Source organism: Pleomorphomonas sp. PLEO (genome assembly GCF_041320595.1).
Taxonomy (GTDB): domain Bacteria; phylum Pseudomonadota; class Alphaproteobacteria; order Rhizobiales; family Pleomorphomonadaceae; genus Pleomorphomonas.
Map to the genome: position 1 here is coordinate 1,550,095 of NZ_CP166625.1, position 14,024 is coordinate 1,564,118.

General features: G+C 62.7%; 13 protein-coding genes. 4 read left to right on the top strand and 9 right to left on the bottom strand.

The genetic code is table 11. From position 1 onward, the window contains the following. Nucleotide 1: 1 nt before the first annotated feature. The 3 genes from AB6N07_RS06865 to AB6N07_RS06875 form a co-directional block, all read right to left on the bottom strand. Complete coding sequence (locus AB6N07_RS06865; protein WP_370677059.1) at nt 2-2,155, bottom strand: TonB-dependent siderophore receptor; 2,154 nt, start codon at nt 2,153-2,155, stop codon at nt 2-4. 444 nt (nt 2,156-2,599) lie between these two features. Then, entirely contained in the window at nt 2,600-4,570 is a 1,971-nt protein-coding gene (locus tag AB6N07_RS06870) for a putative bifunctional diguanylate cyclase/phosphodiesterase (RefSeq protein WP_370677060.1), read from the bottom strand. Between the two features lie 76 nt (nt 4,571-4,646). Continuing rightward, entirely contained in the window at nt 4,647-5,309 is a 663-nt protein-coding gene (locus AB6N07_RS06875) for a glutathione S-transferase family protein (protein WP_370677061.1), read from the bottom strand. Between the two features lie 664 nt (nt 5,310-5,973). Between AB6N07_RS06875 and AB6N07_RS06880 the strand changes: the two genes are divergently transcribed. Continuing rightward, nucleotides 5,974-6,258 carry an HlyU family transcriptional regulator gene (locus tag AB6N07_RS06880; RefSeq protein WP_370677062.1) on the top strand — a complete coding sequence of 95 codons (285 nt, stop codon included), beginning with the start codon at nt 5,974-5,976 and terminating at the stop codon, nt 6,256-6,258. A 242-nt stretch (nt 6,259-6,500) separates the two neighbouring features. On the opposite strand, the gene AB6N07_RS06885 is transcribed toward AB6N07_RS06880, so the two are convergent. Next, a complete protein-coding gene (locus AB6N07_RS06885) occupies nt 6,501-7,175 on the bottom strand; it encodes a CGNR zinc finger domain-containing protein (protein ID WP_370677063.1) in 675 nt (224 codons plus the stop codon). Nucleotides 7,176-7,253: 78 nt separating this feature from the next. On the opposite strand from AB6N07_RS06885, the gene AB6N07_RS06890 reads away from it, so the two are divergent. Beyond that, complete coding sequence (locus tag AB6N07_RS06890) at nt 7,254-8,066, top strand: DUF2066 domain-containing protein (protein ID WP_370677064.1); 813 nt, start codon at nt 7,254-7,256, stop codon at nt 8,064-8,066. Nucleotides 8,067-8,155: 89 nt separating this feature from the next. After that, nucleotides 8,156-8,545 (top strand): acyl-CoA thioesterase, encoded by a 390-nt coding sequence (locus tag AB6N07_RS06895; protein ID WP_370677065.1) that lies wholly within the window; start codon nt 8,156-8,158, stop codon nt 8,543-8,545. Between the two features lie 94 nt (nt 8,546-8,639). Here the strand turns inward: AB6N07_RS06895 and AB6N07_RS06900 are convergent, their stop codons facing one another. The 4 genes from AB6N07_RS06900 to AB6N07_RS06915 all read right to left on the bottom strand — a co-directional run bounded on the left by AB6N07_RS06900 (nt 8,640) and on the right by AB6N07_RS06915 (nt 12,637). Next, nucleotides 8,640-9,251 (bottom strand): TetR/AcrR family transcriptional regulator, encoded by a 612-nt coding sequence (locus AB6N07_RS06900; RefSeq protein WP_370677066.1) that lies wholly within the window; start codon nt 9,249-9,251, stop codon nt 8,640-8,642. Nucleotides 9,252-9,296: 45 nt separating this feature from the next. After that, on the bottom strand, nt 9,297-10,247 hold the full coding sequence (locus AB6N07_RS06905) for an aldo/keto reductase (protein ID WP_370678201.1): 951 nt from the start codon (nt 10,245-10,247) through the stop codon (nt 9,297-9,299). Between the two features lie 479 nt (nt 10,248-10,726). Then, nucleotides 10,727-11,455: an SIMPL domain-containing protein gene (locus AB6N07_RS06910; protein ID WP_370677067.1), complete on the bottom strand. Its 729-nt coding sequence runs from the start codon at nt 11,453-11,455 to the stop codon at nt 10,727-10,729. Nucleotides 11,456-11,728: 273 nt separating this feature from the next. Beyond that, entirely contained in the window at nt 11,729-12,637 is a 909-nt protein-coding gene (locus tag AB6N07_RS06915) for an SDR family NAD(P)-dependent oxidoreductase (protein ID WP_370677068.1), read from the bottom strand. A gap of 47 nt (nt 12,638-12,684) precedes the next feature. Between AB6N07_RS06915 and AB6N07_RS06920 the strand changes: the two genes are divergently transcribed. Next, nucleotides 12,685-13,509 carry a LysR family transcriptional regulator gene (locus tag AB6N07_RS06920; protein WP_370677069.1) on the top strand — a complete coding sequence of 275 codons (825 nt, stop codon included), beginning with the start codon at nt 12,685-12,687 and terminating at the stop codon, nt 13,507-13,509. A 92-nt stretch (nt 13,510-13,601) separates the two neighbouring features. Here the strand turns inward: AB6N07_RS06920 and AB6N07_RS06925 are convergent, their stop codons facing one another. Further along, complete coding sequence (locus tag AB6N07_RS06925; RefSeq protein ID WP_370677070.1) at nt 13,602-13,973, bottom strand: hypothetical protein; 372 nt, start codon at nt 13,971-13,973, stop codon at nt 13,602-13,604. Between the last annotated feature and the right edge of the window lie 51 nt (nt 13,974-14,024).

Consider the following 14,024-nt stretch of genomic DNA (forward strand, 5'->3'; position numbering starts at 1 on the left):
CTCACCAGGTGTATTTCAGGGTGCCGAAAACGGCGCGTCCATCGCCGTAATAGTCGGTACCGTAGTAGCTGGTGGACACGTACTGCTCGTCGAAGATGTTGGTGGCGTTGACCTGGAGCGTGACGTTGTCGGTCACCTTGTAGGCGGCCATGGCATCGAAGACGATATGCGAGGCCACCTTCACCGTGTTGGCGGCGTCGCCATAGGTCGATCCGACATAGCGAGCGCCGGCGCCGAGCGTCAGATCGCCGAAGGTGCCGTTGCCGGGGATCGTATAGTCGAGCCAGGCCGAGGCGATGTGATGCGGCACGCGCTCGGGCGTGTTGCCGATCAGGCTGCCGTCGCCGTCGCCGGTGATCTCGCCATCCCAATAGGAATAGGCCAACGTGGCGTTGAGCCGATCGAGAAGCTCGAACTTGCCTTCCAGCTCGACACCGCGCACGCGGACCTCGCCGATCTGCTTCTGCACCGTGCGGTCGCCGTTCCATGAGGGCACATTGGTCTGGGTGAGGTCGAAGTAGGCCAGCGTGAACAGGCCCTTGAAATCCTCCGGCTTGAACTTCAGGCCAACCTCGTACTGGGTGCCTTCCTGGGCCTTCAGCGATCCGCCCACTGCGTAGCCGTTGGCGCTTGGGGCGACGAGCGGCTGGAAAGATTCCGAATAGTTGGCGTAGGCCGACAGTTCAGGCGTGAGCAGGTAGCTGGCGCCGAGCCGCTTGGTCAGGGCATTTTCGGTGCTGTGGTCGCTGGTGCCCTTGTCGAGATAGTCGGCAGTGCTGTCGACATAGTCGTAGCGCAGGCCGCCGGTCAGCGTCAGCTTGTCGAACAGCGTCAGCTCGTCCTGGAGATAAACGCCGGCCGCGCTCTGCTTGACGTGCCAGTTCACGTAAGGGGCCGGGTTGACGCAGGAGAGGCCGCAATAGGTCGGGTTGTAGATATCGATCGGGCCGGCCGTGCCGTAGACGACGTTTTCCCTGGTGTTGTCATAAGTGAAATCGGTGCCGACGAGCAGCTTGTTCTGGGCGCTGCCGATGGTGTGGTCGTATTGTAGCTGGTTGTCGATGGCGAAGCGGTTGGAATTGCCGTCGACGCCGAAGGACGTGCGGTCGGCGGTGGGGTCGGTGGCGGATGCGCCGTAGACCTCCTTGTAGTCCAGACCGATGTGCGAATAGCGGGCGTTCTGGCGGAAGGTCAGGCCATTGTCGAAGCGGTGCATGAACTCGTAGCCGACATCGGCCTGGGTGGTGTCGAACTTGTTGTAATCAGGCTCGCCCAGGAAAGTGTCGATGTCGATGTTGGCGCCATGGGGAATGCCGCGTGCCGGTGAGCCGTCGCGCTTGGAATAATTGGTGAGGAGGGTGAGGCTAGTGGTGGCATCCGGGCTGTAGGTCAGGGCCGGCGCGATATAGAGGCGATCGTCCTTGGAGTAATCGTAGCTGCCGTCGGCCTTCTGGCCCTTGGCGGTGATGCGGTAGGCCCAGGGACTGTCGGGCGAAAGCGCTCCGCCGAAATCGACGCCGGTTTCATAGTGGCCGTCGGTTCCGATGGTGGTGTAGACCTCGCCGAACGGCGTCTTGGTCGGCTTCTTGGTGACGGCGTTGATCAGGCCGCCGGGGCCGTTCAAGCCAAACAGCGTCGAGGTCGAGCCTTTCAGCACTTCGACCTTCTCAAGCCCGTAAGGTTCGAGCCGCGCGGCGGTGAACCAGGCGGGAACGCGCGCCGCCAGACCGTCGCGGTAGGTGCCGAGCGAGGTCTGGTCGAAGCCGCGAATGCGGTAGTAGTCGTAGCGATCGTCGGAGCCGAATTCGTCGACCGACACGCCCGACGTATAGGAGACGATCGCCTGCACCGACTGCGCCTTGCGCGTCTCGATCTCCTTTTGCGTGACGACGGACACCGAGTTGGAGCTCTTCAGGATAGGCGTGTCGCTCTTGGTCGTGCTCTGGGACGAGTTGGAGACGATTGACGTTGCCGGATTGTCTCCCGTTCCCGTTTGCACAACGATCGGTTCCAGGTCGGTCGAAGACTGATTACCGGAAGACTGGGCGATCGCCGGCGTCGCGGCCAACGTGGCGATCACGACGAGACTCGCTCCGGAAAGCAGGATGGCGAGGCCACGGTCAGGCCCAACTGATCGTGGCTTGTTGTTTCTCATGGCTCTAGGCACGGAGCCCCCCATTAAAATCCAGACATTGTGATTTTCGGACATCCGGGTTAATCCGGATACCAAGAGTCAACTTTTGCCGGAATGGGGGATCCAGTCAACGATAAAACTGCATTTTAGAAGCGTTTTAATTCAATCGTTCTTGTAGATACAAAGTTTTACATTAGAATAAATCGAATGTTGGTCGGATTACCGTCGTATGTCGTCGAGTGATCTCTGGGAAAATGCGTATAGATCGCTGGGCTGCTTACTCATTTTGCTGGCCGGTTGGCCATAAAAGCTTTCGACTATGCGATCCATCCGTGCCGATGGCGCGATATGGCAGGCGAAGACTTCGCTTGTCGGTCCAGCTAGGCCGGCGGCGCGCACTGCCCGCGTTGGCGATGGGCACCGTGTGCCGCCCTTGAAACGGTCGCAAGATAGGGAGGAGAGCGGTTATGCGCGAAGGCTTAGGACGGGCCTGGCGTCCGTCACCGCGCGCAGGGCCGCCTCGATCTGATCGGTGGGCATAGGCTTGCCGAACAGGTAGCCCTGCAATTCATGGCAGCCGTTGCGGGAGGCCCAGTCGGCGGCCTCTTCGGTCTCCAGACCTTCGGCGACAATGGTCACCTGCATCAGGCGGCACATGGCGATGACCATTTTGACCAGCGGCTCGTTTTTCGGCAGGCCTGAAATCAGACTGCGGTCGATCTTGATGCAATCGACCCGGATTTCGGCGAGCCGGGCGAGGTTGGAATAGCCGGTGCCAAAATCGTCGATCGCAATGCGCACGCCGAGCGATCGGGCGATGGCGAGATTGGCGGCGACCTGGGGGTTATGTTCGAGCAGCAGTGTCTCGGTAATCTCAAGTTCGAGCTGCCCTTGGGAACAGCCATAGTCTTCAACGAGCTGCGCCAGAATCGTGCCGAACTCCGCTTCGCCCAGCTGACGCAGCGACACGTTGACCGATACGTTGATAGGAAGGCCGGCCTTGGCCCACGCGCGCTGGCACGACAGGGATTGCTTGAGGATCGACAGGCCCAGCGCTCCGATCAAGCCGGCTGTCTCGGCGAGCGGAATGAACTGCGCGGGCATCAGGAGGCCACGCTCGGGATGCCTCCAGCGGGCCAGGGCCTCCACGCAGACGATCTTGTGGCTTTGCGCGCAGACGCGCGGCTGGAAGAAGGCTTCGAATTCGTCTCGTTCCAGACCGCCACGGATATCGCCGAGAAGGTTCAGTTCTTCGTCGCGCGTCGTCTGGATGCTTTCGTCGAACAGGCAATATTGGTTCCGGCCGGCCGCCTTGGCGGCATACATGGCGAGGTCTGCTCGCTGCATCAGCGTTTGCGCGTCCTGGCCATGCTCGGGGAAATAGGCGATGCCGATGCTCGGCGTAACGGTCAGTCTTCTCCGCTCAAGATGGGCCGGGACCGACAGTTGCCGGAGGATATCATCGGCAAGCCGCGCTATGCGATCCGGCTCGTCATCCTTGGCGAGCGCGATCACGAGGAACTCGTCGCCCCCCAGGCGGAAAGCGCAATCGTCGGGATCGCAAAGCGAGGACAGCCGCCGCGCCACTTCCGTCAGAATGGCGTCGCCCTGCTCATGCCCCAGCGTGTCGTTGACCTCCTTGAACTGGTCGAGATCGATGAACAGCACGCCGATCCTTGCCCCCAGCCGCCGCGCCTTGCGGACCAAGCGCTCGAACCGCCCCGGCAGCGCCATGCGGTTTGGCAGCAAGGTCAGCGAGTCGTGATCGGCGCGCATGCGGGCCAGCGCTTCCGCTTCCTTGAGGCCGCTGACATCCGTCTCGCTGACCAGCAGGGACGGCAGGCCGGATGCCGGGTCGTGACAGGACCGGGCCGTCAGCTCGTGCCAGCGGATACCCCGGGTCGTATGGACTTCGGTGATCAGGCTGGTCTCGCCATCGCGCTCCACCGCCGCCACCAGCCGATTGAAATCGTCGGCGTCGACAAAGCGCGCTCGAAGGTTGCGGTGATTGGTTTCGAACGCCGTGCGGGCGGCCGGATTGCTGTAGAGCGTCTGCCCGTTGCTGGCATGCAGCGAAATCATCAGCTGCGTATGCAGGAGCGCATCGGCACTGCGAACGGCTTCCGGCTGCCGAGCCGTTTCCTCATTGCCCTCGCACAACATGCCGATGCGGCCATCGCCAAGGGTTACCCGGCGAAACCGCACGTGCATGGGGCGCGGCACGCCCTTGGGATAGAGCGTCCACATCTCGGTGAACACCACATCGCGCTCGACAAAGTCGGTCCGGTATTGGCGAAGCCGCCGGGCAACGGCCGGTGACATGTCGGTCTTGAGATCGCGGGCGCGCAGTTCCTCGACCGTCTCCGCCGACCAGACCTGCAGGGCCGGCGGGTTGGCCCAGACAACCCGGCAGGAATCAAAATCGAAAATCCACACGGCCGCCTGCAGCCGGTCGACGATACCGGAGACAGCGAGCGTCCATACGTTGGGATCTAGGGCGTCGGAGTCCAGCTCACTCTCCTGGGGTCGAGAGGGGCAAGCCAGCCGAAAACGGCGCGGCCTTGAGGTGCAAGGCGGAAAGCGGCGCGAAGTTCGGCGTCGTCCCGACCCGCTCGATCCAGGCCGAGATGGCGGGAAACGCCGCCATGTCGATGCCCGCCTCGTGGGCGATATGGACGTAGCCGAACAGGGCGATGTCGGTGATGCCGTAGCGCGGACCCAGCATGAAGTCGCGGTCCGCCAGATGCCCGTTCAGGATGGCGAGGCCTTCGCGCGCTTTGCGGCGCCAGCCCTCGATATCGGCTTCACGCCCAACGCCACGATCCGGGGCGATGAAGGTCAGAAAACGGGCGGGCGAGATGAAGGGCTCGAGCCGCGCTTGCTCGAAGAACATCCATTGCAGGCTGAGGGCACGCTCCAGCGCCGTCTCTGGCATCAGCGCCGATCCGTCGCAGATCAGCCAGAGCATGGCGTTGGATTCTCGGACACCGCCGCCATCGTCGGAGACCAGATAAGGGACGACGCCAAGCGGATTGAGAGCCCGAAAGGCTTCGCTTTTCGTCGCGCCACTCAGAACATCGACTTCGATGAGGCGGACCGGTGTCTTCATCTGGCTGAAGGCAAGAAACGGCTTTTGGCAGTTTCCCGACCCCCTGGTGACATACAGTGTATTCATGGCGCGTGTTCCTCACTGTACTTTGTTGTTTAAAGAGAATTATTTAAGAATCCCTTCTCAATCGGATGTGTGCAATTGCTGGTGTAAATTCACAGGTCTGATCATCGATCAAACTTGCCGAAAACTTTAGACAATATCTGGCCTTAGCCAGCCAGCCCGGCGCGAATGTCCGACCGCTGCGCCTGGCAGGGCCGGCTTTCCTGCGGATCGGGACCGATCCATCGAATGAGAGGGGGCGGCCTTCCGGCGTTCGGAACTCCAGATCACAGGGCGAGAAGGCTCCGGTGGAATGCACCTTTTAGGTGTAGGTGGGGCGTCTGGACTGTCCGCGCGCTGCCCGGCCTCGGCAACTGCCGAATATGTCCGGCGTGCGAATACCTTAACCGCTGAGAGCCTGACCCGAAACTCTACTGGGCCGGGCATCCTGGGCATCCGCTTGGCCCGAAAAGTCTGCAACTTTTCGGGCGGATGCCTGAGCTTCGATTTCTGCGCTTCCGATGCTCACGGGCCTTAAGCCCGCTCCGCTTCGGTTCTCGAAACCATCGCCATCTGCCTCAGCCCAGCGAATTTCGAGTCAGGCTCTGAAAGGTGAGTGGCGCCGTTTGCCTTGCCCTCGCTCCTTGCCGGCTTTAATGCTGGGGCATGTCAACAAGGAGGTAAGTCCATGTCGTTCCTGAAAAAGCTGTTCGGCCTCGGTGATAGCGCGCCGGCGGCGGAAAAGCCGGCCGAGACACAGGACTACAAGGGCTTCAAGATCGCCGCGACGCCGTTCAAGGCTGATGGACAGTGGCAGCTGTGCGGTGTGGTAAGCCTGGAAGAGAACGGCGTCACGCGCGAGCATCGCTTCATTCGTGCCGACAAGTTCTCCGACGCCGACCAGGCCAAGGACGTGGCCTTCGAAAAAGGCCGGCTGATCGTCGATCAGTTGGGCAAGTCCATCTTCGACTGAGAGACTGCCTGGGAATTCTACTCCGGTGGCCGTCGGGCATCCGCCGATCAGGTTGATTCAGCCTGATCGATAAGCGGCTGCCCCAGCTAAAAACTCTGGAGCATTCGACGGCCAGAAACTGGCCGGCGAATGCTACGGGCTCGACTTTCTGCGCTTCCGGTGCTCACGGACTTTAGTGTCCGCTCTGCTCCGGTTCTCGAAAGCCGTGCCAGCCGCTCCTGGATACGAATTCCGAGCAGTCCCTAGCCTTTGCTCTTCGGAGGCTCGACCGCTTCCGCCTTCATGCGGAGGCGATGGCGCTGCGCCTTGACGCGGTTGCCGCAGGAATCCATGGCGCACCAGCGCCGTTTCTGCGACCGGCTAGTGTCGAGGAAGACACCGCCGCAGGGATCGGCTTCGCACATGCGTAGCGTGCCAGCGTGCGGCAGGGCCAGGAAGGCGCCGATGGCCAGCGCGGCCCGCGCGAGCGGCAGGGCCATTTCGGCGCCGCTCAGCGCATCCGTCGGCAAGCCGGCGATCGCCAGCCCCGGGCTGCCGAGCGCCTTGGTCACCATCCGGCGCAAGGCTTCGAGCGGCTGATCGAGCGGCGCGCTCGGCAGTTCCGTGCGCGTTGCCTCGGCGAGATAGATCTTCCAGATGTCCCGGAGACGGATGGCGGCCGAGAACACGTCGGCCGCCCGCAGCGGCATGTCGCCTTCCGCTGCCTTCAGGCGGTCGTGCTCGTCTTGAGACAGCAGCCGGGCGACAACGGCCCACCCGAGCAGCGCCGGATATCCGGTGAGGAAGTCGATCTCGCGGCCGTCGCGCCAGTGGCGGGTGTTGGCAAAATCCAGCGCGGCGTCGTCCCCCAGCATCCTGAGTCGCCCCAGCTCGGAGAAATAGGCCGGTACCTCGTCCATTGATCGTCGTTGCTGCATTGTGTAACCTCTTATGGGGTTACTTAATACCCCAGCCGTGTTTTTGCACTGCATAGGCCGACCATAACGAGGGGAACCATGCGACGCATTCATTTCCCGCCAATGGCTCTGGCGCTTTGGGGTGTGGTTGCCAGCCCCGCCGCCGCCTTCGAGCCGAGCGATATCTATACCTCCCAGGTGGTGGTGAGCGGCCAGGGCGACGCCAACCGCCTGACCGGTTTCGGCATCTGCCTCGAACGGGTACTGACGCGCGTCACCGGCGATGTCGAGCTTGCCGGCAAGCCGGACGCCAAGGCGGCGATGGCCAGGGCGGCGGATTATGTGGCCGCCTATTCCTACCGCGACCGGCTGGAAGGGCGGCCCGTTCACGACGAACAGGGCACCTACGACCGGCCGCACAATCTCACCTGCCGCTTCAAGACGGCGCCGCTCGACAAGCTGATCGGCGACCTCGGCGGCCATCCCTGGCTGATGCGCCGGCCGGTGATCGCCGTGTTCCTGGATGTCGAGAAGCCGGCTGCCCGCTACACGGTGGCGGCCAACAACCAGCGCGATCTCGCCATGCGCCAATCGTTCGGCAACGCGTCCAACCTGATCGCCCTCGACGCGGTGTTCCCGCCGGAGACGGCGGCGCTCAACCTCGGCGCGACCGATCTCGATCCGGCCTCGCCTGAGCTGAAGGTGGCGGCCGAGGCGGCGGGCGGCGATCTGCCGCTGGTCGGCCGGCTCATCTGGAGCGATGCCGATCACGGCTGGATCGCGAACTGGGCGCTGGAACAGGGCGGGGCGGTGCACCGCTGGTCGGTGCGCGGCGTCAGCTTCGACGATGCCTTCCGGACGGCGCTGTGGGGCGCGGCGCGGCTTCTATCGGAGAGCGGCGAGGCGCAATGAGCCGGCGTGAGCGCTGGTTGCATAGCACAGGCGCTTTGGCTTAAGACCTTGGCACTTGCCAACTGTCACAGGTCGGGATCCACCGCATCATGTCGGAAGAGCCGCACGGCGAACTCACCATCCGCACCATCGCCATGCCGGCCGACACCAACGCCAACGGCGATATTTTCGGTGGCTGGCTGATGAGCCAGATGGATTCGGCCGGCGGCATGGCGGCGGTGCAGCGCTGCGGCGGCCGGGTGGTGACGGTGGCCGTCAACGCCATGGTGTTCCACCGGCCGGTGAAGGTGGGCGACATCCTCTGCGCCTACACCGATATCGTCCGCGTCGGCCGCACCTCCATGCACATCCGCATCGAGGCCTGGGTGCGCCGCTTCGTCACAGGCCAGCACGAGAAGGTGACCGAGGGCGAATTCACCTATGTGGCGATCGACGAAAGCGGTCGCCCCCGACCGGTCGATCCGGTGAAGGTTGAATAGGGCGGCTTATATTTGTTCCGCCATGCCCTGACGCCATCATTGGATTCACGCTCGGATTGTCCGTCGTGAATGAATGCGTCGTTGTCACTGCACTCTAAATTCGCTTCGGTCCCTTTAGCGCTGGAAGTATAAGATCGATAACTTCGCCTAAAGCGGCCAGCTGCTCATGAGCTTCGCCTCCAGTCGCGACCAGATTGGGGTGGTGAAAGCGAAACGTCGCATTGAGGACGGCTGTGGCTGTCGCGGTTGGTTCGCCAACACCGGGCAATGTCTGGTCCGCCAGTCCATCGGCAAGGATCTTCGCGAGTTGCGCTGTCAACTGCGCTGAATGGTCGTCCAGGACATCAGGCGATTCCTCCACGACCTTGACCGCGGCGGCCAGCATCTCAACGTCTTCGGCGACCTTGCGCTGTTTGATGACGGCAAGCTCGGTCAACCATTCTCTGAAACGGGCGTCCGCCGGACCGTTCTTTGTCGCGATTGCGTCGGTCTGATCAGCGACGCGATGAAGCCAGCGCTGAATGACCTCGCTCCGCAGCGCCGACTTGCTCGGAACATGCCGATAGACGTTGCCGTGGCTCATATTCAGAACACGCGCGACGTCCACGACGGTGAGCTTTTCAAGCCCGTGCCGTCGTAGTAACGCCTCGGCGGTGTCGAGGATGCGGGCGCGCATCTCGACAGCATTCAAGCTGGTCTGTTCCATCACTCTGCTATGACGCAGACGACCGCATGGTGTCGAGTGCTGTCATCAGTGCGCCATGAAGCGATCGCCCTGAACCGCGTCTTCAGGAACAGCTTTCTCAATCGCCGCCAAGGCCGCCGGTGAAAGGCGCAAAGGCGCTCGCACGGCTTCCATCAGCCGTTCGACCGTGCGTGCGCCGACCAGCGGGATGATATCCGGTCCCTGACTTGCGACCCATCCGATCGCTGCCTGGGCCGCCGTGATCCCTTCGCCCTCGGCCACTGTTGCAAGCGCATTGGCAAGCCTCTGGTTGTGCGACAGGTTCTCGTCCTTGAAGCGCGGATAATAGGTCTTGCGGAGATCGCCTTCGCCGCTTCCCTTGCTGCCCGTCAGCAAACCTCGGCCTAGGACACCGTAGGCGGTAATCCCGATACCAAGCGCGCGGCAAAGCGGCAGGACCTCTTGTTCCATATCGCGGGACATAACGCTGTATTCGAATTGCAGCGCGGTGATCGGATGCGTGTCATGCGCGCGGCGGATGGTGTCGACATCGGCGTTGGTGATGCCCACGTGTCGGACATAACCTTGCTGGACCAGCTCTCCGATCGCCCCGATCGTGTCTTCGATCGGCACAGCAGGGTCCAAGCCAGTCTGATAGAGATCGACGTAGTCGGTTCCCAGGCGCTTGAGGGAGTAGGCTAAAGAGGTTTTCACCGCTACGGGTCGAGCGTCCATGCCGATGAACGCGCCATCCGGACCGCGTTGCGGGCCGAATTTGACCTGAACGAACGCCTTATCGCGCTGGCCGCGCAGCCCTTCGGCCAGCAGCATCTCGTTGTGGCCCATGCCGTAGAAGTCGCCGGTATCAAACAAGGTGATGCCCGATTCGAGCGCCGCGGCGATCGTGGCGAGCGATGCCTTGCGATCGGCGTGCCCGTAGAACTCGGACATACCCATGCAGCCGAGCCCCAGCGCCGAGACGGCGGGGCCGTCCTTTCCGAGCGAACGTGTTTCAATAGCCATTGCCAACTCCTGATGGACTGAACCACCCTAACATAGTCATCCGCTGACGAATGACAATATCATGATTTTGTCATTCGTCAGCGGATGATTTGATATTTGAGCCGTTTGCCCACTCTGAGTGGTGAGGCGCTTTTAGGATCGCGTGAGTGGTCCCGAGACGGCGTAGCTTGGGTCGCTAGAGCGCGGCGTGATCTGATTGAATGAGATCGGCTCACTGAGCCTGGCCTGAAACTCGCCGGTGGCTAAGCAGATGGCGATGGAGTCGAGAGCCGGAGTGGAGCGATCTTGAGGTCTTGTTTAGGCTGCATCATCCTTGTGTTATAAATATCTGTGCCGATGACGCAAAAAAGAACCGCTGAGAGAGGATAATAGCCTCTCGTCAGCGGCATGAGCTTTTGAGTATTACATTTGAGCTGACGCGTTATGTCCGCCGGGACTCAAATGCCAAATTTTCTCCACCAGTGGAGCGGAATTTACTTCGCGGTCGGCTCGATTTCCCAGGTGACGTTGACCGTGGCGCGGATCTCCTGCTCACCGGCGGCCAGCGGGACGCTGTCGCTCTGCGGCGCCGCCTTGGCCATCATCATCGGCATCGGCGGACGATCCTGGGTGCCCTCGGAGACGGAGAGGATGCGCTTCAGCGTGAAGCCGGCGGTCTGGGCATAAAGCGCGGCGCGGGTTTCCACCGCCTTCAGGGCAGCGACGCGCGCTTCGTCCATCAGGGTATCCTGGTTGTCGACGGTGAAGCCGACGCCGCGCACGTCGTTGGCGCCGACGCGGATCACCTTGTCGAGCAGGCCTCCCGCCTTGGCGATGTCGCGCAGCTTGACGGTGACGGCGTTGGACACGCGGTAGCCGGTGATCTTCGGCGATTCCTGGGTGCCATCGGACTTCTGCGGCGGATAGACGATCACCGGATCGATGGTGAAGCCGGAGGTGGCGATATCCTTGTCGGCGACGCCGGCTTCCTTCAGGGCGGCCAGCATCTTGTTCATCGCCGCGTTGTTGGCGGTGAGCGCCGCGTCGGCGGTGTCGGCTTCCTGAACCGCGCCGAGCGAGACGATGGCCGTATCGGGGGCGGCGCTAACGATGCCATCGGCCGACAGTGTCAGCGTGGAGGGGGCGGGCTCGGCGGCGAAGGCGGCGGCGGGCAGCAGTATCAAGCCGGCGGCAACAAGAAGCGGGCGGGCAATGGCGATCATCGTCGGTCTCCGTCGGTGTCTTTCGGGGCCAAGCCCCGAGGGCGGTTTCTTCCGGGGCGAAGCCCCGAGAGATTTCGGCGCCGACCATCGCCCGACATTGGGGCGGTTTCGTGGGGCGTACCGGCAGCCGAAAGTCTGAGACCGGTCGGGGCGTGCGGCGCCGCGGCGTCGGCAAGCCTGCTTATCGGCCGTCGATCAGACGGAGGATTTCCGGCTGGGCGATGGGGTGGCCCCGCTCGATGTGCAGCGGGGAGCTGCTTTTCGATTTTGTTGTCATCGCAGCCCTGGTATCGCAAATCCGCCGTCGACCAGAATGCTCTGTCCGGTGACGAAAGCGGCTTGATCGGAAGCGAGCCACAGCGCGGCTTCGGCAATGTCGTCCGGCCGCCCCAGCCGCTTCAGGGCGGCATGGTTGGCGAGCGCCTGCCGGAACGCCTCCGGCACGCCCGATCCGTTGAACATCTCGGTTTCGATGACGCCCGGCGCAATGTTGTTGACGCGGATGCCATTGCCGCCCACTTCCAGCGCCAGCGCACGCATCATGGCATCGACCCCCGCCTTGCTGGCCGCATAAGCGGTCGTTCCGGCGCTGGAGGCGCGAGCTACGAAGGACGATGTATTGATGATGGAACCACGAGTGGAAGAGGCCAACATCGCCCTGACTTCCGCGCGCGCCATCAACCATACGCCGCGCAGATTGGTGCCGATCACCGCGTCGAACTCTGAAGACTGCATCTCCGCCAGCGGCGCCATGGATCCCAGCATACCGGCATTGTTGAAGGCGATATCGAGCCTGCCCAAGGTGGCGATGGCCTCATCAACCGCCGCTTCGACCGCGCTCTCATCGGAGACATCCACCGCAATTGATATCGCTTTGCCGCCGGCCCGCCGGATCTCTTCCGCCACACCGTCCAGTTTGGCGGCGGTGCGGCCTATCAGTGCCAGCGCGGCTCCCTCGCTGGCGAACTTGAGGGCCGTTGCTTTACCGATGCCGCTGCCAGCACCGGTTATCAGCGCGACTTTTCCACTTAGCCGTCCGTGACCTTGCGTCATGGTCCCATCCTTTCTGCTGCCAACAGGTAGATCATTGATCGCGCGGCATATACAATGCGCCGATATCTCAGCTGTCTGATGAACAGGGTGCATCAATGCGAGGTGTCGAATATGCAGAACTTGAGGCATTCCTTGCCGTTGCTCGGCTAGGAAGCTTTCGACGGGCAGCCGAGGAGTTGACCATATCTCCTTCGGCCATCAGCCATACCATCCGGGCGCTCGAGGAACGGCTTGGCACCCGCCTGTTTCACCGCACGACGCGAAGTCTGTCGATGACGGATGATGGGGCCAAGTTGCGCGACCGGATCGCTCCCGCATTCGCAACCATCGCCTTTTCGATGGCGGAGGTGGCAAAAGAGGCAGGCACATTGTCGGGCACGGTGCGACTGACGGTTCCGCGCGTGGCGTCGCAGATGATCCTGGCGCCTCACCTGCCGTCGTTTCTGCGGCGCTATCCGGAAATCTGCGTCGAAGTGGACATCAACGATCAGCTCATCGACAGCGTGGCAGAAGGTTTCGATGCGGGAATCCGACTGGGAGAGGCTTTGCGTAGTGACATGGAGAGCCTGCCTATCTCTCCGCCTCTTCGCGGTCTGCTCGTCGCCTCGCCCGGTTATCTTTCTCGCCACGAGCGGCCACGGGAGCCGGCGGATCTGCATGGCCATCAATGGCTCAATTTTCGCTTGGGGTCGGGAAGGGTGCTTCCCTGGGATTTTCGGCGCGGCAATGCAAGCACGGTGCTCAGCAAGACCGGGGTGCTTTCCACCAATGATGCCGATCTGCTGATCGCCGCCGCTCTTGAAGGGTGTGGCATCGCCTGCGTGACGGAGGGCACCGTTGAGGCTTATCTGCGGTCCGGACAGTTGGTGATGGTGCTGGAGGATTGGTCGCAGCCATATCCGGGTTGGTATGTCTATTTTCCCAAGGGACGTCTGCTGTCGCCGGCGCTCCGGCTTCTGTGCCGGCATCTCAGTGAGGGCGTCCTCGGCGATGACAGGTGAACGGACGCGGCCGCTTCCCTTAGAGCCCGCCGCATCGGTGGCGATCCGCAGATGACGCAGCCCATTCGGCCTGCCTGCGCCTGTTTGGCTTCTCAGGGCCTGTGTGCCTCGGCGCTCGCGGCATCGGCGAGGGTGTTGTACTGGCCATCGACGAGGCGGAGGATTTCCCGCTCGGCGAGATCGGCCAGCGTGCCGTCCGGCGCGCGTGACCGCAGGCGCGGCACATCGAAATCATGGCCGGGGCCGCCGAATTCCGAGCGGTAGGCGACGGCGGCGATCTCCCAGTCGTCGCCGTCATGCTCAAGGGTGACGACGCAGTCGATGCCGCCCAGCAGCACGCCGGCCCGGCCGATCAGCTCGACGTGGGTTGTCACATCCACGCTCTCGCTCTGGAGGTTCGGCCCTTCCAGGCGATCGGGATAGGCGGCGAGGCGGTTGGACCAGATGGCGTCGGTGTCGAGCAATGGTGCCTCCATCCCGCCCGTTGCTACCGAATGACTCGGGAGCGCGGGCTA

Coding starts and splice junctions, on each gene's coding strand:
- AB6N07_RS06890 (WP_370677064.1), top strand. CDS start 7,254: ATGCGACGCATTCATTTCCCGCCAATGGCTCTGGCGCTTTGGGGTGTG.
- AB6N07_RS06910 (WP_370677067.1), bottom strand. CDS start 11,455: ATGATCGCCATTGCCCGCCCGCTTCTTGTTGCCGCCGGCTTGATACTG.
- AB6N07_RS06915 (WP_370677068.1), bottom strand. CDS start 12,637: ATGCCTCAAGTTCTGCATATTCGACACCTCGCATTGATGCACCCTGTT.
- AB6N07_RS06900 (WP_370677066.1), bottom strand. CDS start 9,251: ATGGAACAGACCAGCTTGAATGCTGTCGAGATGCGCGCCCGCATCCTC.
- AB6N07_RS06895 (WP_370677065.1), top strand. CDS start 8,156: ATGTCGGAAGAGCCGCACGGCGAACTCACCATCCGCACCATCGCCATG.
- AB6N07_RS06880 (WP_370677062.1), top strand. CDS start 5,974: ATGTCGTTCCTGAAAAAGCTGTTCGGCCTCGGTGATAGCGCGCCGGCG.
- AB6N07_RS06885 (WP_370677063.1), bottom strand. CDS start 7,175: ATGCAGCAACGACGATCAATGGACGAGGTACCGGCCTATTTCTCCGAG.
- AB6N07_RS06875 (WP_370677061.1), bottom strand. CDS start 5,309: ATGAATACACTGTATGTCACCAGGGGGTCGGGAAACTGCCAAAAGCCG.
- AB6N07_RS06865 (WP_370677059.1), bottom strand. CDS start 2,155: ATGAGAAACAACAAGCCACGATCAGTTGGGCCTGACCGTGGCCTCGCC.